Annotated in this window: 21 protein-coding genes; 18 read left to right on the top strand and 3 right to left on the bottom strand. The window is 42.5% G+C overall.

What is annotated here, in order from left to right:
- The first annotated feature begins 24 nt into the window (after positions 1 to 24).
- The 11 genes from EV695_RS10490 to EV695_RS10440 all read left to right on the top strand — a co-directional run bounded on the left by EV695_RS10490 (position 25) and on the right by EV695_RS10440 (position 8,336).
- On the top strand, positions 25 to 654 hold the full coding sequence (locus tag EV695_RS10490; protein WP_131905871.1) for a MarC family protein: 630 nt from the start codon (positions 25 to 27) through the stop codon (positions 652 to 654).
- Between the two features lie 209 nt (positions 655 to 863).
- A complete protein-coding gene (locus EV695_RS10485; protein WP_165874680.1) occupies positions 864 to 1,310 on the top strand; it encodes an Hsp20/alpha crystallin family protein in 447 nt (148 codons plus the stop codon).
- Between the two features lie 131 nt (positions 1,311 to 1,441).
- Entirely contained in the window at positions 1,442 to 2,857 is a 1,416-nt protein-coding gene (gene atpD, locus EV695_RS10480; RefSeq protein ID WP_131905869.1) for a F0F1 ATP synthase subunit beta, read from the top strand.
- The gene (locus EV695_RS10475; protein ID WP_207907044.1) at positions 2,854 to 3,381 is read left to right on the top strand and encodes a hypothetical protein; all 528 of its coding nucleotides are present in this window, start codon (positions 2,854 to 2,856) and stop codon (positions 3,379 to 3,381) included. Before atpD ends, EV695_RS10475 begins: the two co-directional genes overlap by 4 nt.
- Entirely contained in the window at positions 3,359 to 3,676 is a 318-nt protein-coding gene (locus EV695_RS10470; protein WP_207907043.1) for an AtpZ/AtpI family protein, read from the top strand. Before EV695_RS10475 ends, EV695_RS10470 begins: the two co-directional genes overlap by 23 nt.
- A complete protein-coding gene (locus EV695_RS10465; protein WP_131905868.1) occupies positions 3,666 to 4,049 on the top strand; it encodes an ATP synthase subunit I in 384 nt (127 codons plus the stop codon). Before EV695_RS10470 ends, EV695_RS10465 begins: the two co-directional genes overlap by 11 nt.
- Positions 4,046 to 4,807, top strand: a complete 762-nt coding sequence (locus EV695_RS10460; protein WP_131905867.1) for a F0F1 ATP synthase subunit A — start codon at positions 4,046 to 4,048, stop codon at positions 4,805 to 4,807. The genes EV695_RS10465 and EV695_RS10460 overlap by 4 nt, the downstream gene beginning before the upstream one ends.
- A 20-nt stretch (positions 4,808 to 4,827) precedes the next feature.
- Positions 4,828 to 5,106: a F0F1 ATP synthase subunit C gene (locus tag EV695_RS10455; protein ID WP_131905866.1), complete on the top strand. Its 279-nt coding sequence runs from the start codon at positions 4,828 to 4,830 to the stop codon at positions 5,104 to 5,106.
- A 1-nt stretch (position 5,107) separates the two neighbouring features.
- A complete protein-coding gene (locus EV695_RS10450; RefSeq protein WP_131905865.1) occupies positions 5,108 to 5,881 on the top strand; it encodes a F0F1 ATP synthase subunit B family protein in 774 nt (257 codons plus the stop codon).
- On the top strand, positions 5,874 to 7,427 hold the full coding sequence (locus EV695_RS10445) for an alternate F1F0 ATPase, F1 subunit alpha (protein WP_131905864.1): 1,554 nt from the start codon (positions 5,874 to 5,876) through the stop codon (positions 7,425 to 7,427). The genes EV695_RS10450 and EV695_RS10445 overlap by 8 nt, the downstream gene beginning before the upstream one ends.
- A 9-nt stretch (positions 7,428 to 7,436) precedes the next feature.
- Positions 7,437 to 8,336, top strand: a complete 900-nt coding sequence (locus EV695_RS10440; protein ID WP_131905863.1) for a F0F1 ATP synthase subunit gamma — start codon at positions 7,437 to 7,439, stop codon at positions 8,334 to 8,336.
- A 150-nt stretch (positions 8,337 to 8,486) separates the two neighbouring features.
- Here the strand turns inward: EV695_RS10440 and EV695_RS10435 are convergent, their stop codons facing one another.
- Positions 8,487 to 8,891: a hypothetical protein gene (locus EV695_RS10435; protein WP_131905862.1), complete on the bottom strand. Its 405-nt coding sequence runs from the start codon at positions 8,889 to 8,891 to the stop codon at positions 8,487 to 8,489.
- A gap of 624 nt (positions 8,892 to 9,515) precedes the next feature.
- Here EV695_RS10435 and EV695_RS10430 point away from each other — a divergent pair.
- Complete coding sequence (locus EV695_RS10430; RefSeq protein ID WP_131905861.1) at positions 9,516 to 9,884, top strand: carboxymuconolactone decarboxylase family protein; 369 nt, start codon at positions 9,516 to 9,518, stop codon at positions 9,882 to 9,884.
- 131 nt (positions 9,885 to 10,015) lie between these two features.
- Here the strand turns inward: EV695_RS10430 and EV695_RS10425 are convergent, their stop codons facing one another.
- Both EV695_RS10425 and EV695_RS10420 read right to left on the bottom strand, forming a co-directional pair.
- Positions 10,016 to 10,630: a response regulator transcription factor gene (locus EV695_RS10425; RefSeq protein ID WP_131905860.1), complete on the bottom strand. Its 615-nt coding sequence runs from the start codon at positions 10,628 to 10,630 to the stop codon at positions 10,016 to 10,018.
- A gap of 2 nt (positions 10,631 to 10,632) precedes the next feature.
- Positions 10,633 to 12,228, bottom strand: a complete 1,596-nt coding sequence (locus EV695_RS10420) for a PAS domain-containing sensor histidine kinase (protein ID WP_131905859.1) — start codon at positions 12,226 to 12,228, stop codon at positions 10,633 to 10,635.
- 422 nt (positions 12,229 to 12,650) lie between these two features.
- Here EV695_RS10420 and EV695_RS10415 point away from each other — a divergent pair, with 422 nt between their 5' ends.
- The 6 genes from EV695_RS10415 to EV695_RS10390 all read left to right on the top strand — a co-directional run bounded on the left by EV695_RS10415 (position 12,651) and on the right by EV695_RS10390 (position 20,217).
- Positions 12,651 to 13,247 (top strand): HdeD family acid-resistance protein, encoded by a 597-nt coding sequence (locus tag EV695_RS10415; RefSeq protein ID WP_207907042.1) that lies wholly within the window; start codon positions 12,651 to 12,653, stop codon positions 13,245 to 13,247.
- 570 nt (positions 13,248 to 13,817) lie between these two features.
- Positions 13,818 to 15,281, top strand: a complete 1,464-nt coding sequence (locus tag EV695_RS10410) for a YfcC family protein (protein ID WP_131905858.1) — start codon at positions 13,818 to 13,820, stop codon at positions 15,279 to 15,281.
- 107 nt (positions 15,282 to 15,388) lie between these two features.
- Positions 15,389 to 16,630 (top strand): arginine deiminase, encoded by a 1,242-nt coding sequence (locus tag EV695_RS10405; protein WP_131905857.1) that lies wholly within the window; start codon positions 15,389 to 15,391, stop codon positions 16,628 to 16,630.
- Between the two features lie 117 nt (positions 16,631 to 16,747).
- Positions 16,748 to 17,749: an ornithine carbamoyltransferase gene (argF, locus tag EV695_RS10400; protein ID WP_131905856.1), complete on the top strand. Its 1,002-nt coding sequence runs from the start codon at positions 16,748 to 16,750 to the stop codon at positions 17,747 to 17,749.
- A 2-nt stretch (positions 17,750 to 17,751) separates the two neighbouring features.
- Complete coding sequence (gene arcC, locus EV695_RS10395) at positions 17,752 to 18,660, top strand: carbamate kinase (protein WP_131905855.1); 909 nt, start codon at positions 17,752 to 17,754, stop codon at positions 18,658 to 18,660.
- Between the two features lie 357 nt (positions 18,661 to 19,017).
- Positions 19,018 to 20,217 (top strand): efflux RND transporter periplasmic adaptor subunit, encoded by a 1,200-nt coding sequence (locus EV695_RS10390; RefSeq protein ID WP_165874679.1) that lies wholly within the window; start codon positions 19,018 to 19,020, stop codon positions 20,215 to 20,217.
- The last annotated feature ends 1 nt before the right edge of the window (position 20,218 follow it).

Raw genomic sequence — 20,218 nt, 5'->3', positions numbered from 1 at the left:
TTTAATCTAAAAAGTAACCTAACCATGAACAGCGTATTCTCCGCAAATATAGAGCACTTTATTCAAGCGACTATTGCCATTGTGGCAATCTCAAATCCATTGGGAGCTGCACCAGTCTTTCTTGCGCTTGTGGGAGATGTCGATCCTGTTAAACGAAGATACGCCGCTTTACGCGTTTCACTGTATATTTTCATCATCCTGTTCGTTGCAACTTTGGCAGGAAGTGGTTTATTAAAACTATTTGGCATTTCATTATCTGCATTTCAGGCGGGTGGTGGTCTTATCGTTTTGTTAATGGGGCTGGAAATGATGAAGGGCAGACCGACGCACGTACAGCATGAAAGCCTTCAAGATGATGAAACGGATCAACTGTTAGTACCACTTGCGATGCCATTAATTGCAGGTCCAGGCTCGATAGCGACAGTGATGACTTTGGCTGCCCATAATCCTACGGTAATGGGCCATATCAGTGTGACATTGGCAGTGGTTACCGAGGCTGTTCTGATGTTTATTGTTCTTTCCGCTTCAGTTTGGGTAGAAAAAAGAGTAAGTGAGCGAGGACAACGAATCTTTCTGAAATTCATGGGATTTATTCTGGTCGTCATGGGGGCGCAGATGGCTTTGACTGGAATTAAGCGTTTTCTGTTTACCTGATCTTCTCATTTGTACTGTTTTTTAATTTCTCTAAGTATATCCCACACCCCAGATACGTTTATCTACGGATTCACAAATACGCTCACTTGGTGAGACTATGTCACTGCAATAAATTGCATATACCTACTAACTTTTAATTAGGGAGAAATCAGATGAAAAACGAAGATAAAACGTTAACTAAACCTATGCAAAAAAGTAAGGGTTCTGAGATGGCTTGGCCAGTTTCAAGCAAAGATATGGACCAATGGTTTGAAAATATGTTTCCGGCACAGTGGATGAATCGTTTTCAGAACAACTTTCCGGCATGGGGAAACTTTCCAAGTCTACTTAATACCCAATCTCCATCGGTGGATATTATAGATCGTGATGATGAAGTTCTGGTTCGAGCAGAAGTCGCTGGAATGAAAAAGGAAGATGTTGATCTATCGGTTACCAATAACAGCATTACCATCAAGGGTAGTGTTCAGCATGATAAGGAAGAAGAGAAGGGTGACTATTACCGTCGTGAGACTTGTAGTGGAAGTTATTCACGAACGTTACCTTTGCCCTGTGAAGTAGTCTGCGACAAAGCCAAAGCGAAATTTAAGGACGGTATGTTGGAGGTAACAATTCCTAAAGTGGAAGCCACCAAGCGACATAAAGTGAAAGTAGATTAACGACCAAAATATTTTCGGGGAATTTGTTGCTAACAGGTTTCCCGAAATTAGTTTTGAAAACTCGTTCAATCTTTACGAGACAAACATACCGATATACAGATTGACTTATTAGGTAATAAACAATCCATAAAATGACTACACAAACTGGCACATCTAAACCTGAAAGTTCATTAAAAGTGGGGCATATCCATGCGGTTCACGGAAGCGTTGTTGATGTTTCTTTTGCAGGGGTTTTACCCGCGCGTCGTCAAGCACTAAGTGTAGACATTGGTGAAAGTTTTCCGTTGATGCTCGAGGTGCAAACCCATGTGAGTGAAACGGTAGTCAGGTGCATAGCATTAGCCGCTACCAGAGGCTTAGCAAGGGGCACCGAAGTAATTGATACGGGTGGACCTTTGCAAGTTCCTGTCGGCGAAGAGTTATTGGGACGGATGATCAATGTGTTTGGTCAGCCAGTAGATAACGGCGAACCTTTTAAAACAAAGCATTTTAGCTCTATCCATAAAGCACCATTACCACTATCTGAAAGAGTCACTAAGCAAGAAGTGTTTATGACGGGTATCAAAGCCATAGATTTATTGGCTCCGTTGGAGCGTGGTGGAAAATCAGGTTTATTTGGTGGTGCGGGTGTCGGTAAAACGGTGCTTATTACCGAGCTCATCAATAATACTGCAGGACAATATCAGGGCATCAGCCTGTTTTGTGGAATTGGTGAGCGCAGCCGTGAGGCTGAAGAACTCTATCGTGAAATGGATGCAGCGGGCGTGTTGCAAAATACGGCTTTAGTTTTCGGCCAAATGAATGAACCCCCGGGAGCTCGTTTTCGTGTAGGGCATGCGGCTTTAAGTGTTGCTGAATATTTCAGAGATGTGGCGAAGCGTGATGTATTGTTGATGGTTGATAATATTTTTCGTTTCATTCAATCAGGCACCGAGGTATCTGGCTTGATGGGGCGTATTCCCTCACGCGTTGGCTATCAGCCTACCTTGGCTTCTGAGTTGTCTGAACTAGAAGAACGCATTTGTAGTACAGCATCGGCGGCGATTACCTCAGTGCAGGCAGTGTATGTTCCTGCAGATGATCTGACTGATCCTTCGGCAACACATACCTTCGCGCATCTCTCTGCGTCTGTGGTGTTATCGCGTAAACGCGCATCGCAGGGATTTTATCCGGCGATGGATCCACTACAGTCCAATTCTAAAATGCTAAGTCCCGGTGTGGTTGGACAACGTCATTTTGATGTGGCTCAGTCTGTACGAAGCTCATTGGCTGAATATGAAGATCTCAAAGATATTATCGCGATGTTGGGCGTCGAGGAATTATCGACGGAGGATCGCAAAGTAGTCAGCAGGGCGCGTCATTTAGAACGTTTTCTAACACAGCCTTTTCATACCACGGAACAATTTACGGGTAACACAGGGCGAACTGTCTCGCTTGAAGACACTATCGAAGGTTGTGAACGTATTCTTGCAGATGAGTTTGCAGACTACCCAGAACAGGCTTTATATATGATTGGCTCAATCGATGAGGCTGTGAAAAAGTCATGATTCAGTCAGCTGCTACAGACAATGCAAATACGGAAGGCGCAGAGAGTGCAAGTACTGAGAACTCACTTAATGAGACTTCCTTGACCTTGAAGTTGTTATTGCCAACAAAAGTGTTACTGGAAGAACAGGTAACAAAAGTTGTCGCGGAGGCCCAAAACGGTAGCTTTTGTCTGCTTCCTAATCACGTCGATTTTGTTGCAGCGCTGGTACCGGGCATTCTTACTTTTACTCAACAAGATATGCAAAAAGGTTCACAAGAAAGCGATCACAACAATGCAAAGGAACAAGCAAAGGAACAATATGTCGCCGTCGATATCGGGACATTGATCAAACACGGCAATCAGGTTCTGGTATCCGTTTTCAATGCCGTTCGTGGTGATGATCTTGAGCAACTCCATCATTTGGTTAAGGAACATTTTATTTTGCTCGATGAACAACAACGAATTACCCGAAGTGCTTTGGCACGTTTAGAGGCAGGGGTCATGCGCAACTTAATTCAACTTGAAAAACAACGTTATGGCTAATCAAAAACCAAAACCGCAGGAACATTTTGAGAAATCTGTCGATCGCAAGGCAGACCTTAAATTGCGTGCGCAACGGGAAAAAAATCATTCTGTGTGGTTTGGTCTAGGAATGTTTGGTCTTGTCGGGTGGGCTGTGGTCGTTCCTACGTTGATTGGTGTTGCATTGGGCGTATGGATTGACAAGCACTGGCCTGGGCCAGTTTCATGGACATTAAATCTGCTCATTATTGGCTTAATAGCGGGTTGTATCAATGCCTGGGTTTGGGTGAAAAAGGAAAGTAACAATGATGATTGAATCTATAAATTTTGAAGCGATAAATACATTTGCAAACTGGTCAGCTTGGCTAATGGCTTTTTTAGTGGGTGGATTTGCTGGATTTGTCTATTTTTTCGGGCTTTGGTTAACGCTAAAAAAATTAACAATAAGTAATAATCCCGCATTATTAATGCTATCCAGTTTGATCTTACGCATGGCTTTTGTGATGTTCATTTTTTATCTGATCATGCGAAATATTGGTTGGCAGGGACTGTTGATCGCGCTATTAGGACTTATCGTGGTTCGCTTTATTCTCACCAGAAAATACAAGCCAGAGCCTGTAAATCAATCTGTAAAACAAGCTGCAACGGTAGCTGCAGTTGATAGAGTTGATACAGCAAAACCGATATGAATATCACCCCTGATCAATCAATTTTGTGGCAGTGGGAATGGCTGCATATCAATGAGACTATGGTTTTTACATGGGTCGTCATGTTTGTGTTGGTGGGTGGTTCATGGATAATTACCCGAAAACTGACGATTGAGGCCGAAATTCCTCGTTGGCAGAATCTACTAGAAGTCATCGTTACTACCATTAATGATCAAATTAGCGATGCAAGTGGTAAGGACTCAAGTCGATACCTGCCATTTATTGGCACCTTGTTTCTCTATATTTTGAGTTCTAATTTGTTGGAGAATATTCCCGGTTTTGTTGCTCCTACGGGCTCATTATCTACAACCACTGCGCTCGCAATAAGTGTGTTTGTAGCCGTGCCTTTATTTGGTATCGCGAATGATGGAATCGGTGGCTACCTAAAACAATATATTCAGCCAACCATTCTGATGATGCCATTTAATATCATTGGTGAACTCACACGCACTATTTCTCTGGCTGTTAGGCTATACGGCAACATTATGAGCGGCACAGTGATTGTCGGCATTTTATTAAGCCTGACTCCGTTTTTCTTTCCACTGGTTATGCAATTGCTGGGACTTATCACTGGTACTGTTCAGGCATATATCTTTGCCATGCTGGCGATGGTTTACATTGCATCGGCAACAGCTGCCCATGATAAAACCAGAGCCAGTGCGATCAATAAAACAAAAAATTCTGACGAGCCAAACAAGCCCAGTGAATCAGACATTAAACCCGAATCAAATCCTAATTAACTTTAGAAAGGAGAATAAAAATGGACAGTTTTAGCATCATCGCCGTAGCCTCAATTATTACGGCAGGTCTAACAATCGCAATCGGCTCAGTAGGGCCTGCACTCGGTGAGGGACGTGCGGTTTCTCAAGCTTTAAGTGCCATTGCCCAGCAACCAGATGCCTCTAGCACCATTACCCGAACACTGTTTGTGGGATTGGCGATGATTGAATCAGTGGCTATTTATTGTTTTGTGGTTTCAATGATTCTGATCTTCGCAAACCCTTTCTGGGAATTCGCAAAAACGGCAGCAGGCAACTAAGATGGAAATCGACTGGTTGACAGTTAGTGCTCAGATCGTCAACTTCCTGGTTCTGGTATGGCTGTTAAAGCGTTTTCTTTATAAGCCAATCATTGATGCAATGGATCGACGCCAGAAAGGTATCGCGGATAATATCAATGAAGCCAAAGATCGTGATCATAAAGCGCAATTAACCATGCAGGATTACGAAAATAAAATTGCAGCTCTGGAACAAGACAAAACAAAGTTGATGCAAGAAGCTGAAGCGGCAGCGCAAGAGAAACGTCTCGCGCTGGAAGAAGCTGCGCGTAAAGATGTACAGCAGCAAAAGGAATTGTGGCAAAAACACTTGCACCAAGAGCAAAAGAATTATCTTGATGATTTGAGTAAAACGACTGTAAAAGCGATTCAGGATACTGGGCGACGGGTATTTTCTGACTTATCTGATTCCTCACTCGAAACACAGATTATCACCGTATTTCTGAAGCGTTTGCACGATCTGGATGATGATTTATTGAAGCATCTAAAAGCCTCAACCAGCGATTTTCATATCGTTAGCGCTTTTGAACTTGAAGCGCCGATGAAACAAAAAATCACACAAGCCATCCATAAAAATATTAACGATTCCGCCAACGTGAATTACATCGTATCGAGTGATTTGCTCTGCGGGATTTCTCTGGATACCGGTGGATATCAGGTAGGCTGGAATATCGATGAGTACTTGAAAGAGTTTGATCAACGCTTATTAAAAAGCCTTAATTATAATTCTGATTATGAGTCTAAGACCAATGACTGATGCGAATTTAGAGCAAAGCGACTTGAAACAAAGCCTGAAACAAAACCTCAAGCAAACACTTGGCCAAGTAGAGTCAATGTATGACGAGGCTCTATCTAAGCCTTCTTCTGATTTGATTCTGACCGAAACGGGTATTATCACTTTTGTCGGAGGTGGCATTGCTCACGTGGAAGGTTTACCCAAAACGCAGTCTGAAGAAATTCTGTTATTTCCGGGAAATGTGCCCGGTATTGCCATTGATCTTGGGGAAGATGAGATAGGCGTAATTTTACTGGCTGATGATCCTTTAATTAAAGCAGGAGCATCCGTCAAACGAACCGGGCATATCGCCGATACACCTGTGGGTGATGCCTTATTGGGGCGGGTAATCGATGCTACCGGTAAAGTGTTGGATGGTGGTTCACCGCTAAATATCCACACACGCATGCCAATGGAGCGCGAAGCCCCCAAAATTATGGAAAGGGCGCCAGTAAAGGTGCCTTTACAAACGGGCATTAAATCCATAGATGCGTTAATTCCGATTGGTCATGGTCAGCGTGAATTAATCGTAGGTGATCGCCAAACGGGAAAAACCTCGGTGGCCGTGGATACCATTATCAATCAGCGCGGCACAGGTATGATTTGTATTTATTGTGCCATAGGACAACGCGGTACAGCCGTTGCCAGAGTCGTTGAAACACTGCGCGACGCGGAGATGTTAGAACAAACTATCGTGGTTGTTACTTCAGGTGAAGATCAGCCAGGATTACAATATATGACACCGTATGCAGCCACTACCATGGCAGAATGGTTTCGTGATCAGGGTAAACACGTACTGATTGTTTACGATGATTTGATCCGACATGCGCGTGCTTATCGCGAATTGTCGTTGTTATTGAGACGCGCTCCGGGACGCGAAGCTTTTCCCGGTGATATCTTTTACATACATTCACGTTTACTTGAACGCTCTACCCAATTGAGTGAAGCATTGGGTGGTGGTTCTCTTACTGCGTTGCCAATTATTGAAACTCAGGCAGAAGACATCTCAGCCTATATCCCGACTAATTTGGTCTCGATTACCGATGGCCAAATTTACTTATCGCCCGGGTTATTCCGCAAGGGATTATTGCCAGCGGTGGATACTGGTAAATCAGTTTCACGTGTGGGAGGCAAGGCACAATTGCCAGCATACAGAGCTGTCGCGGGTGATCTTAGACTCGCCTATTCACAGTTTGAAGAGCTTGAATCGTTTGCACGCTTTGCAACGCGTCTTGATGACGCCAGTCAGGCGGCGATTAATCGTGGTCGACGCGTGCGTGAGGTGTTAAAGCAGGGCGAGCATCAGCCACTCACGGTTATTCAGCAAATAGCGATGCTCAAAGCGGTGAATGAAGGCTTGTTCGATGGGCTAGCACTGAACCAAATATCAGTAACACAGAAAAAAATTGCCGATGCACTTCAACAACAGATGAAGCCACTGGCGACGAAAATCGAATCTGGTGAAAAGCTCAGTGATGAAGATTGGCAGTCGTTAGTAGATTTTCTCAGCGGGATTATCAAACAGTGATAAAAAGTCATGGAAACGCCTGAACGCTTACAAGAACAAATCAAAAGCATGGAAGGGTTGCACAATATAGTTGCAACCATGAAAGCCTTGTCTGCGTCGAATATTCATCAGTATGAACAGTCTATTGAATCACTGACAGACTATTGGCATACCGTAGAACTCGGCTTGCGTGTTGTGATGCGTGATGAGCTCAATCCAAGACATATCGTGCCTTCACTTAACGGTGGCATGGCTGCCGTGGTCTTTGGGTCAGATCATGGTATGTGTGGTCGCTTTAATGAAGATGTTACAGGCTATATGCTGAAGCATTTCAAAACCTTGCCGAGTGGTGTTAAGCCTAAAGTGCTTTGTTTGGGCTTACGGGCAGGGGATTTACTAGAACGTGCAGGACAACCGGTTGATGAGGTACTAACCTTACCGGGAACAGCCAATCAGATAGCCTCGAGTGTTCAGCAAATATTGATGTATATCGATAGCTGGCGTGAAAAATCAGGGATAAAAAATCTATTTCTGTATCACAATCGACCTAAAAATAGAGCTTCATACCATCCAACTAAATTTCATTTATTGCCGTTACAATTAGACCAATTTAGCAATTTTAATATCAAGGACTGGCCAGGCAGGAGTTTACCAACCTATACAATGAACCGAGAGTCATTACTCTCATCATTACTAAACCAATACTTTTTCATCTCACTGTTTCGTGCCTGTGCCGAGAGTCAATCGGCTGAACACGGCAGTCGTCTCACTGCGATGCAAGCTGCGGAGAAAAACCTGGATGAACACATAGAGGAATTGGGTGGCGAGTATCGCCAGGCGCGTCAAGACATCATAACTAATGAGTTGCTCGATATTATTGCAAGCTTTGAAGCGATGTCAGGTAACAAGAAAAAAAAGAAGAAAGCATAGTTTAGCGTTATTACTTATTTGTCTTTTTATTAATTACACATAGTATTAATTAAAAAAGTACTGATTAAAAAAGCTTTCACCTATAAAAAATCAGCACACACCAAATATCTTGGTGTGTGCTGATTGCTATTACTGTAAGAATTCGATTAGTTAAAGCATGCGATATTCATCCCAAAATTCTTTTCGGATTTCATTCCACTTTGTCACCTGAGCATTATTGAAAACCTTTTTAAGTTCTTGGTTCTTCTCATCGGTGAGTTTAATAAATTCTTTACGTTTGTTGATTTTGGGGTTGTTAGACGCCGCAAGAACACTATAACGATTTGAAAAGTCTTCGTTGAGCAGTGCCACTTTAACTCTTTGCGCTTCATTCAGTCCGAGCGCTTCAACCATTTTACTGGTGATGATCGCTGCTCGATCGCTTGGATCTGTCGCATTAATTGTATCCTCAATCAGATACTCTTTTTGCTTCTCATGTTTCATGCTTTTGTATTGTGTACACGCAGTGAGATTAACTGCCGCCAAAACACATACCGCTATTGCTAACTTTTTCATGTTATTTCCTTATATCTCTAAGTTACTTTCAGTAGAGATTGTAAGGTTAAATCCAGCCGTTTTTAATCCGTAGATGTGCGTATGTAGTTACGTATTTTGCGAATAAGGCTGAGGTAATTTGATCGATATGAAACAGGGTTGTTTGATCATATTTTGTGATACTTTGGCATGGATTCCGTATGGCTTCAGCCAAGCAGTAGCCTCTTAATAAGTTCTTTTGGTTATTTCAAACGGCGAAATAAAAAGGCCCTAGCTCTGCATAAATTATTCGGCTACGCCTCACCCTAAAGGGTCAGCTAAAGCTTTTGTCTCGCAAGCTCGGCTCTATTTAGGTTTTTAGAAAACAAAAACCTAATATCATTCAAAGTAGGGTGGTGCCTTTCATTTCTTTATCTTTCTTTTCTTGTATTCACTATTTTCAAACGGATGAATTTTTCAGAAAAACACATCAAAAAAAAAGCTTTAAATACACCTTTAAATACAACAAACGTTTAATTTCATAACCTATCTCAATAAACGGATCTTTGCCTGGTATTAAAATTAATGGTGATGAAAGAGGGTGCTTAATAAGTACTTAAACCCAGAAACTGGAATACAGAAATTAGTGAAATTAAGGAGATTAAAATGACTAGTGAACTACCCAGCACATTAACCTACCCACAACAGTTGGAAAAAATTCAAGGCAATATGGGTGTTTTATCTCAAGACCAACCAGATGTCATGAAAGCCTTTGGTGCGCTTCATGCGGCAGGTTCTGCAAATGGTGCTTTAGATACTAAAACTAAAGAACTTATCTCATTAGCCATAGCAGTGACAGCTCGTTGTGATGGTTGTATTGCGTTTCACACTCATGATGCGATGAAAGCCGGTGCTACGCGCGCAGAGATAACCGATGCGCTAGGCGTTGCTGTTCTTATGGGTGGTGGCCCCAGCGTTATGTATGCCACACATGTGATCGAAGCAATGGATCAATTTGAGAAAGTAGCAGATTAGATTAAGACAATCATAACGAGGATAGCCTTAACCAGGATAATCAGATCGGATAGCACATTTTGTATTCGACCTGGTTTTTAGTACGCGCTAAATAAACTCATAAAAAAATGCCCTTAAAGTAGGGGGGTGGCTTAAGCCAGTCCGGTTTGAGTCACAATTCTAACCAATTCAGCCAATGAGCGTGCTTCTAGTTTTTGCATCACGTTCTTACGGTGAACCTCAATAGTGCGTTGACTCAATCCAAGGTCAATCGCAATCACTTTATTGGCTTTACCTTCAACAATCATTTCCATGACCTGATGCTCTCGTGGCGTTAGGTTATGAATATGTTTTTTCACAGATTGCGTTTGTTGCTGATTATTTTGTTGAGAGTCACAGCTTTTCAATGCGTAGTTAACACGGTCAAGTAAATCCTGATCCCGAAACGGTTTTTGAATGAAATCTAATGCGCCAGCCTGTATTGCCTGAACCGCCATAGGCACATCACCATGACCCGTGATGAAGATGATAGGTAACACAGTATCACGTCGAATCAATTCCTGTTGTAGCTCCAAACCGCTCATACCCGGCATACGTATATCCAGTATCAGGCAACCCAAACGATCAGAAGTATATTGACCCAGAAAATCATTGGCAGTGGCATAGGTTTCTACATTGATACCGACTGAATCCATTAAATCTGCCAATGAATCTCGAACGGCTTGATCGTCGTCGACAATAAATACAGTCTGTGTTTGATTAGTCATTATCATTCCCTCGACTCAATGTTATCTGTTTGATTTTTAGACTCTTCTTTAGCGGTATGAATAGGCAGAGTAAAACGAAACGTTATGCCTTGTTCGGGGTTTTGGCTAAACCAGAGTTGTCCATTATGCGAATCGATAATCGTACGACAAATGGATAAACCCATGCCCATACCGGTGCTTTTGGTGGTAAAGAAAGAGTCAAATAGCTTGGTCTCCTGTTCTTTTTCGATACCTTCTCCGCAATCACTTACAGAAATTTGAACAGCGCTGTCATCGTGTTGTAAGGCGGTTAGTGTTAAACAGCGCTCATCCTTGGGGATGTGTTGCATCGCATCGTTGGCATTGTGAATCAGGTTTAATACCACTTGTTGTATCTGAATCGGGTCACCCTTTACCTCTGGCAGGTTAGGAGCAATATTGGTGATGATATCGACGCTATGAAACAGACCTTCCATTTGAAAGAATTTAAGGCAGGTATTGAGTAGCTCGTTGATGTTGATTTTTTCTAGTTGGGAATTATTTGATTTCACCATCGATCGTAGCTGTTTAATAATTTTGCCACTGCGCATTGCCTGTTCTTCGATACTTATCAAAGCTTCTTTAATTTTTTCCAGGTCTGGATTATCGCGTTCGATTCTGTTTTTTGCCGCAGAACAACGGTTAACAATGGCAGTAAGTGGTTGATTAAGTTCGTGTGCAATTCCTGCCGTCATTTCACCCATCATATTTATTCTATTGGTGTGGGCTAATTGCTCACGTTGTTGTTTTGCCTGTTCCATAGCAATTTTGCGTTGTGTAATGTTAAAAATGGTACTTAATATGGCGGGTGTTCCATGCCAGTCAATGACATTTGACTTGATTTCCAAGTAGCGTTTCGTGCCATCTTTGTGCAAAGCTTCGAATTCATATTCTTCCGGGGCATCCTCGCCTTTCATTCGAGCCTCTGCAAAGGTCTTCATGCTTTCACGAAATGGTGGTGAAATCAGTGAAGTGATGGAATCTAACTTCAATAATTCCTGATAACTATCGTAGCCCAGCATTTTTAAAAATGATTGATTGATAAACAGAGGCTTCAAGTCGCGATGGATCAGAATGCCTTCAATCGAATAATCCAGAATACTGCGTTGTAATTTTTTGTTTTGTCGCAGTTCAAGTTCGGTCTGTTTTTGCTGGGTAATATCAAGCAGGATGGCTTCTAGAATGAGTTCAGAAGTAGCGGCTTTGGGATTCTCGTAGTACTTATCCGTGCAGATAGCCTGACCTCTCGCCATGACCCATTTCTGCTTGCCATTTTTGCTGTTAAAACGATAAATAATTTCGAAAGGCTTTTCCTGTTTGACCGCTGTTTGTACTTCTTGCCAGATACGCGCCTGATCTTCTTCAAAAATTAATAAAGAGAATTTTTGACCATTTTCAGACATCAACTCTTCTGCAGTATAACCTGTCAGTTCGTAAGCCCCACGACTGATAAATAACATATCCCACTGCTTATTATTCATACAGCGAATAACCATTCCAGGCAGATGGTCGGCTATATTTTCAAAGACATTATCACGTGTTTGATTATTCTCTGTTTGTATGAGTTTATTTCTAGGCATTTTTCTCAGTGTGTTTTTGTATTTTAGATTTGTACTTCTAAAACAGAAGTTCCCAATAATAACAACGAAGTCAGTGACGACTTGTGGATATAAGTCAAAGGAATTCAGTTTTTTTCAAAGAAGTTACGTCTGATGGAATACGTTAACGTGATTTATATATTTTATTGTTTATGTGGGGCTTTCGTTTTCTTTCAAATAAGTTCTGTAAAAAAAGAAGTACTGCAGAAAAAAGTACTGCAAAAAAAGTGCCCCAAAGTAGGGGGGTGACTTTGTACGTATTTTCCACAGCATAATTACGTACAACATCGACTGTTTCAATATGTGAATAAGTATCATTATATAAACATGTCTTAAGTGTATTTTTCTAACATTTTAGGAATATTTTAAGAAGTATTTTTAGGTGCATTTTTAAGGACAAGATCATGAAACATATATCAATAAACAGTCACGAAACACACGATGGAGATATTCATCAGCAACAACTGGAGGTTATGGCAACACTGCCAAAATTTGGTAGCTTCTCCGTTATTACAGGGATATTACTGATAGCGCTTGGGTGTATTGGCGTTTTACTCCCGGAAATCATGGCATTGCAGGCGACAATATTTATTGCCGGTTTATTAATGGTAGGCAGTATTTTCTGGCTGGTGCATACCTTTAAATACAAGTTATACGGTTGGACTCAATGGGTGAAACCATTGATGCTACTCATCACAGGTGGCGTTATGTTGTTTTACCCTTTGGATGGGGTTGCGGCAATTGGCGTATTGCTAGTGATTTATCTCATTATCGATGCCATCGGTAGCTTCACCTTTGCTTATATGTTACGGCCATTAGTAGGTTGGGGTTGGATGATATTTAACGGCGTCACTTCATTAGCTCTCGCCATCTTATTTCTGGTCGGTTGGCCTGAATCAACACTGTTGATTGTTGGTTTGTATATATCTATCAGTCTGTTTTTTGATGGCTGGGCTTTGTTATACATGGGCTGGATGCAACGTAAGTTAAACGCACAGTGATTTGATAGCTTAGAGATTTAGTAACTTAGTCATTGAATTAGGCAGTCAGTGCATCAAATATTGTCAGACCTAGCTAACTCAGAAAACGAGCTTAAAAAGAGAAGTTGTTAGCGCGTATCCTGAATAGTTAGTCCCTCATGGTTTTGACAATATTTGATGTACATTTATTTGTGCGTTCTATTTGTTTTTTTTATTGATAGCTTTGCCGGAAACCTCGTCGAAAGCTCCGTCTAAAACCTGGTTTCCATCAGGTTTAAATCTAGTCCAGATCTAGTTTAAAACAAAAGGCACCCCCCCACTTATACGGGTTTTTTCTAGCAAACTATAAGTGTTCTACTGCATAACTCTTTGCAATCTTGTTGGAATACGTCTTTGAAACAATCTTGAAAAAAGGCTTGGCGCATTCTGCCGTCTAGTACGTAATTCAAATGCACTATATCTGTGCAAAGTACGTACTTTAATACGCACATTTACGAATAGTAAAGCCTCTCCCCGGAGAATAAAGTTTGTCATCACAAGTTGTTAAAAATTATTTTTATTTGTGTTTACAAAACTTTAGAGGAAATTCAAATGACTACTTCAACAGAAAGTACTCCCTCCACAGCCAATGATAAAGCTGGCTTAGTCAGTGCCATTCAATCCAAATTCCCGAGTGCACTCACGATTCTATTTGGTTTGATTATCGTTATGGCAGCGCTGACGTGGATAGTGCCGTCAGGTGAATTCGATCGTGTTGCGAGTGAGTCAGTCGGTAAAGATCTTCCAGTACCTGGAACCTATCACGCGGTAGATGCCAACCCTCAAGGTATCTTTGATGTTTTGATGGCACCGATAAAGGGTTTCTACGATCCAGACTCTGGCACAGCCAATGCGATTGATGTGGTTATGTTCGTATTAGTTCTGGGTGGTTTTTTGGGTGTTGTCAATTCAACAGGTTCTGTAAACACTGGGATTGCACGCGCCATGGCTGCTCTGAAAGGCCATGAGAAATGGATGATACCGATCATGATGGCGCTGTTCGCCGCTGGGGGTACTACCTACGGCATGGCAGAAGAAACAATGGCGTTCTATATCCTGATTGTCCCAATTATGATCGTCGCTGGCTATGATGCTTTAACCGGTGTCGCAGTCATTTTGCTGGGAGCGGGCATCGGTGTTTTAGGCTCTACGATCAATCCATTTTCTACCACTATTGCGGCAAATGCTGCGGGAATTCCCTTTACCGAAGGCATGGACTTGCGATTAATCATTCTGGGTGTCGGCTGGTTGATTTGTACCGCTTATGTAATGTGGTATGCGGAACGCGTTCGTAAAGACCCTTCAAAATCACTGGTTGCAGAACAGCAAGAAAGTAATAAAGACCATTTCCTGAAATTTGCAGCAGCACCTGATGCGGTTCTAACCACCACGCATAAACTGATTTTAGTGGTGTTTATCGCGACCTTCGGAATCATGGTTTGGGGTGTGGCAACACAAGGCTGGTGGATGGCTAAAATGGCCGTTCTATTTCTCGCCTCTTCACTCATTATTGGTGTGATCGGCAGGGTAGGTGAAAAAGGTTTCACAGACTCATTTGTTGATGGCGCTCGTGACCTTCTTCGGGTTGCTTTAATTATCGGAGTTGCGCGCGGCATCGTCGTGATAATGGATGCAGGTCACATGACCGATACCATTTTGAATACCTCAGCAGAGGCGATTAAAGGCTTTTCCAATATTCTCTTCATCAACATCATGTACTGGATTGAAGTATTACTTTCATTCTTTGTTCCTTCAACTTCAGGTCTAGCAGTATTAAGTATGCCCATCATGGCGCCACTTGGGGACTTTTCCGGTGTAGGTCGTGATCTCGTTGTGACTGCATTCCAGTCTGCTTGTGGTCTTGTCAATTTGGTGACTCCAACATCAGCGGTTGTGGTTGGTGGTCTTGCAATAGGTCGGGTGTCTTATGAAAAGTGGTTGAAGTTTGTTTGGCCTTTATTGCTCATTCTTTCCATTTTGATTATGGCTGTACTGAGCTTTGGCGCGATGGCCTGATCCTTAACAATCTAATGACTATTTAATTAAATACTTAAACGAATATTCAAACAAAATATTTTCTAACAAGTATTCAAACAAACAAAGGTAAATAAAAGGTAAACAAAATGTCTAATAACATAACAGAAACGCTAGGCGTACATTCCGAAGTTGGAAAGTTACATAAAGTGATTGTTTGTCGACCTGGTTTGGCACACACCCGTGTAACACCGATGAATTGTAACGATCTCCTTTTCGATGATGTCTTTTGGGTAGATCAGGCAAAAAAAGACCACGCTGAATTCTGTGACCGAATGACAGAACGCGGTGTAGAAGTGCTCGATGTTCATGAGTTACTTGCTGAAGTTCTTTCATTACCGCAGGGACGAGCCTGGGTATTAGATCGACGTATCACCGAAGACCATGTCGGAGTCGGCATGATTGATGAATTACGGGGTTGGCTAAATGAGATGAGTGATGCTGATCTGGCTCAATTTCTCATCGGTGGTATTGCGGTTCATGACCTTCCTTTTAAGCAACATGGCATGTTCGGAAATTATCTGGGTTCAGAAGGGTTTGTGATTCCACCCGTTCCCAATATGATTTTTACTCGTGACAACAGTTGCTGGATTTACAACGGTCTAACCCTCAACCCAATGCATTGGCAGGCACGTCGACAAGAAACCTTGTTGATGGCAGCCATCTATCATTTTCATCCTCTGTTCAAGTTACAAAAAACGAACATCTGGTGGGGTGATCCGGATATCGATCACGGTCCTGCGACTTTGGAAGGCGGCGATGTTATGCCAATCGGTAACGGTGCAGTATTGATTGGAATGGGTGAACGCTCAACGCCACAAGCTGTGGGGCAGGTTGCTAAATCCTTGTTTAAATCAGGTGCGGCACAGCGCGTAGTTGCATGTGAAATGCCTAAAGCGCGTTCAGCAATGCATCTGGATACTGTATTTAGTTTATGTGATCACGATATTGCAACCAGCTACATCGAAGTGGCATCAACCATTAAATGCTATTCCTTACGTCCAGGTGAGGCAAAAGGCACGATCGATATTCGTGAAGAGTCAAAATCCTTGTTTGAAGTAGCCGCAGAATGTCTGGATGTTAAAGAACTTCAGATAGTAGCAACCGGTGGTGATAGCTATGAACGAGAACGCGAGCAATGGGATGACGGCAATAATGTATTTGCACTAGAACCGGGTGTAGTCATTGGGTATGAACGCAATACATTTACCAACGATAAATTACGTCAGGCTGGTATTGAGGTGATTACCGTTAAAGGTTCAGAGCTGGGTCGTGCCCGTGGTGGCGCGCATTGTATGACTTGTCCGATTCAACGCGATCCGATTTTTTAAGTGATTCTCAAAGATTAACTTACAGGCTGAATTCGCACACTTTATTCCAATTTTTTATTAAAGGAGTGAAGTGTGTGAAGGTGATAGATGTTCGAATGCTCGAACAAGGAAATAGAAATGCCATTTAATTTACGCAATAGAAGTTTACTAACCGTAAGAGATTTCAGTCCTACTGAACTCAAATTTTTACTCAAGCTTGCTGCAGATTTAAAAACTGCGAAATATACAGGGACCGAACAACAGCGCTTAAAAGGCAAGAATATTGCGCTTATCTTCGAAAAGAACTCGACACGAACACGTGTAGGGTTTGAAGTTGCGGCTTATGATCAAGGCGCTAATGTGACTTTTCTGGGTCCAACAGGTTCCCATATAGGTCATAAAGAAACGATTAAAGATACCGCGCGAGTGTTAGGCAGAATTTACGACGGTATTGAGTATCGTGGCTTCGGTCAGGACATTGTTGAACAACTCGCTGAATTTTCTGGGGTGCCGGTTTTTAATGGACTCACCAATGAATATCACCCTACACAGTTTTTGGCTGATGCTTTAACGATGCGCGAACACAGTGAAAAGCCGATGAGCCAAATCAGTTACTGTTTTATCGGTGATGCCGAAAACAATATGGGTGATTCCTTACTTATTGGTGGCGCTAAGCTGGGTATGGATGTGCGTTTGTGTGCACCCAAAGCCTGTTGGCCACAAGCAGAAATCATCGACTATGCGCAATCTGTCGCTAATCAAACGGGCGCTAAATTGCTGGTCACCGATAACCCCGATGAGGCGGTGAAAGACTGTGATTTTATTTACACGGACGTTTGGGTGTCAATGGGAGAGCCCGCTGAAAAATGGCAGCAAAGAATTGATTTGTTAAGTCCTTATCAGGTAAACACTGAACTCATGCAAAAAACGGGTAACCCCAATACCAAATTTATGCATTGTTTACCCTCATTTCATAACACCGACACAACAGTCGGTATGGAAATGAAAGAAAAATTCGGTCTTGATAGTATGGAAGTGACAGACGAGGTGTTTGAGTCTGAAGCATCCATTGTTTTTGATCAGGCTGAAAACCGCATGCATACTATAAAAGCCGTTCTAGTATCGATGATGGGAGATTAGTTATGTTAATTGTGATCGCACTTGGAGGGAACGCACTATTGAAACGTGGCGAACCTCTGACCATGGAAAACCAGCGCATAAATACCAAGGTTGCTGCTAAAGCCATAGCAGAAGTGATCTCGGCAGGACATCAGGTCGTGGTCACTCATGGTAATGGGCCTCAAGTTGGATTACTGGCGCTGCAAGGTGCTGCATACAAGCCAGATGAAGCTTATCCGCTGGATGTTTTGGGCGCAGAAACGGAAGGTATGATTGGTTATTTGATTGAACAAGAACTTGAGAATGCCTTACCTTCCGATCGGCAAGTAGCGATGCTTTTGACACAGATCGAAGTGAATCCGGATGATCCGGCTTTTGAGGACCCTAGCAAACCTGTTGGCCCAATCTACACTAAAGAGGAAGCAGAAAAAATAGCGGCAAAAAGAGGCTGGAGTATCGCCGCAGATGGTGACAGTTATCGTCGAGTAGTGCCATCACCAAACCCTGTTTCAATACCTGATATCCCAATTATTGAGTTGTTGCTAAAGAATAATGTGGTTGTGATTTGCGCGGGCGGCGGGGGAATTCCCATCGTTCGTGACAAAGAAGGTAAAAGCACCGGTATTGAAGCGGTTATCGATAAAGACAAAGCCAGTGCGTTACTTGCAAAAAAAATCGGTGCAGATATGTTGTTAATGTTAACCGACGTCGATGCGGTCTATGAAAACTTTGGAACAGCAGATCAAAGTCCCATAAAACAGGCGTCAGCAGCTGAAATAAGACTGATGTCGTTAGCAAAGGGATCGATGCAGCCCAAGGTGTTGGCAGCGTGTGACTTTGCAAGCTCAAGCATCAGTGCGAAAGCGGGTATTGGATCGTTAAAAGATGCGCTGAAAATTATTGGAGGTATCTCAGGGACTTTAATATTTTAATGCACGTGAATTAGTCGCTGATACTGGGTCGCAGATAATGAGATGCATAATGTGTGTTAACACATGCCCAAACCTTACGATAAGTTAATGAACCTGCTCTGATGGCAGCTTCGTTACAGTAATTTTCTTAGGTCTTTGTTTCTAAAGAGCTTTAAAGTGTTTTAAAAAAAACGGCTTATAAGTAGGGAGGTGCCAACCTTATATTTTAAATGAATGAATGATCTTTAAGCGATTTTTTTGCACAGTCAGTGCATAGTTTTATTACAGATATTTAATGAAACATAATACTTTTCTGGGTGTGTCAACTTACGTTGTATTGTACGATTGCTCCCTTTTTGCAAATAAACAATGATTCCAATGTCTACTACAGTTAAACACGGCTATTCAGCTAAGACTCGTATGCACTTTCTCGTGCTTTTCCTTTTTGGTTCACTTTTGCTTTCTGGATGTGGCAGTAGTACCAGTGCAGAAACCAAGGCTCCGGCTGCGGCTCCTCCACCCGCTACGGTTATTGTTGAAGCGGCAAAATTTAAAGACGTCACGGAAGAGAGAACATTTACCGGACGCGTTGAAGCGGTAGATACGGTTCAGATTCGTGCACGTGTGCAAGGCTACCTGAAAAAGAAATCATTTGTTGAAGGTGGTGAAGTCAAAAAAGGGCAGGTACTGTTTGAAATAGAGCGAGACTCTTTTGAAATTACAGTACGCCAGGCAGAGGCAAGTCTTGCCAGTGCCAAAGCCGCATTGACCTTGGCACAGCAAACGTTTAATCGGAATAACAAACTGGTAAAACAAAGAACGCTGGCTCAAGCATCTCTGGATGATGCGCAATCTGCGCTATTACAAGCGCAAGCAAACGTTCAAGTCCGCGAAGCCGAACTAAGCAGCGCTAAACTTAATCTGGGTTACACCAGAATTACCGCCCCAATGAATGGCTTGGTCGGTCGTACCACCTACTCAGTAGGTAATCTGGTAGGACCAGACAGCAATGCTCTTGTTACGCTAGTTGCTCAAGACCCGATGTATGTTTCTTTTCCTGTGCCACAGTGGCTAATGACTGAAATTCGTAAAACGGGACGAAAAACAGACGGCGTATATGTCAGTTTAGAACTGCCTGATGGTTCGACTTACGCGCATAAAGGCACCATCAAATTTACAAATGTACAAGGTAATTCAACCACAGATTCGGTGACGGTACGTGCCAGTATTCCTAACCCGGAACGTCTGTTAATTGACCAGCAATTAGTGCAGGTTTCTGTGATTAGAAAACAGCCAGAAAGGAAACTTGTAGTATCACAGGCAGCGCTTTTACTCGACCAGCAAGGCACTTATGTTTTAGCGGTAGACGCTGAAGATAAAGTTGTGATTAAACGCATCACCACGGGTGAGCAACAAGGGTCTTTGATTGTCATTGATTCTGGGCTTGAAGAGGGTGACAAGGTCATTATCAGTGGTCATCAGAAGGCCAAGCCAGGTGGAAAAGTCTCCCCGCAAATGGCTGAAGACCAAAGTGGCGCAGTGCCCACTACTGGCAACATTAAAAGCACAAAGGAATAAG

Origin of the sequence: Cocleimonas flava (genome assembly GCF_004339015.1) — a bacterium.
Lineage (GTDB): Bacteria > Pseudomonadota > Gammaproteobacteria > Thiotrichales > Thiotrichaceae > Cocleimonas > Cocleimonas flava.
Note: the sequence above shows the minus strand (reverse complement) of the source record. Positions and strands in the feature narration are given on the sequence as shown.

Bases quoted from the DNA above. Each gene is read 5' to 3' on its own strand.
- EV695_RS10490 (WP_131905871.1), top strand. From the start codon at position 25: ATGAACAGCGTATTCTCCGCAAATATAGAGCACTTTATTCAAGCGACT.
- EV695_RS10485 (WP_165874680.1), top strand. From the start codon at position 864: ATGGCTTGGCCAGTTTCAAGCAAAGATATGGACCAATGGTTTGAAAAT.
- atpD (WP_131905869.1), top strand. From the start codon at position 1,442: ATGACTACACAAACTGGCACATCTAAACCTGAAAGTTCATTAAAAGTG.
- EV695_RS10475 (WP_207907044.1), top strand. From the start codon at position 2,854: ATGATTCAGTCAGCTGCTACAGACAATGCAAATACGGAAGGCGCAGAG.
- EV695_RS10465 (WP_131905868.1), top strand. From the start codon at position 3,666: ATGATGATTGAATCTATAAATTTTGAAGCGATAAATACATTTGCAAAC.
- EV695_RS10460 (WP_131905867.1), top strand. From the start codon at position 4,046: ATGAATATCACCCCTGATCAATCAATTTTGTGGCAGTGGGAATGGCTG.
- EV695_RS10455 (WP_131905866.1), top strand. From the start codon at position 4,828: ATGGACAGTTTTAGCATCATCGCCGTAGCCTCAATTATTACGGCAGGT.
- EV695_RS10450 (WP_131905865.1), top strand. From the start codon at position 5,108: ATGGAAATCGACTGGTTGACAGTTAGTGCTCAGATCGTCAACTTCCTG.
- EV695_RS10445 (WP_131905864.1), top strand. From the start codon at position 5,874: ATGACTGATGCGAATTTAGAGCAAAGCGACTTGAAACAAAGCCTGAAA.
- EV695_RS10440 (WP_131905863.1), top strand. From the start codon at position 7,437: ATGGAAACGCCTGAACGCTTACAAGAACAAATCAAAAGCATGGAAGGG.
- EV695_RS10435 (WP_131905862.1), bottom strand. From the start codon at position 8,891: ATGAAAAAGTTAGCAATAGCGGTATGTGTTTTGGCGGCAGTTAATCTC.
- EV695_RS10430 (WP_131905861.1), top strand. From the start codon at position 9,516: ATGACTAGTGAACTACCCAGCACATTAACCTACCCACAACAGTTGGAA.
- EV695_RS10425 (WP_131905860.1), bottom strand. From the start codon at position 10,630: ATGACTAATCAAACACAGACTGTATTTATTGTCGACGACGATCAAGCC.
- EV695_RS10420 (WP_131905859.1), bottom strand. From the start codon at position 12,228: ATGCCTAGAAATAAACTCATACAAACAGAGAATAATCAAACACGTGAT.
- EV695_RS10415 (WP_207907042.1), top strand. From the start codon at position 12,651: ATGAAACATATATCAATAAACAGTCACGAAACACACGATGGAGATATT.
- EV695_RS10410 (WP_131905858.1), top strand. From the start codon at position 13,818: ATGACTACTTCAACAGAAAGTACTCCCTCCACAGCCAATGATAAAGCT.
- EV695_RS10405 (WP_131905857.1), top strand. From the start codon at position 15,389: ATGTCTAATAACATAACAGAAACGCTAGGCGTACATTCCGAAGTTGGA.
- argF (WP_131905856.1), top strand. From the start codon at position 16,748: ATGCCATTTAATTTACGCAATAGAAGTTTACTAACCGTAAGAGATTTC.
- arcC (WP_131905855.1), top strand. From the start codon at position 17,752: ATGTTAATTGTGATCGCACTTGGAGGGAACGCACTATTGAAACGTGGC.
- EV695_RS10390 (WP_165874679.1), top strand. From the start codon at position 19,018: ATGTCTACTACAGTTAAACACGGCTATTCAGCTAAGACTCGTATGCAC.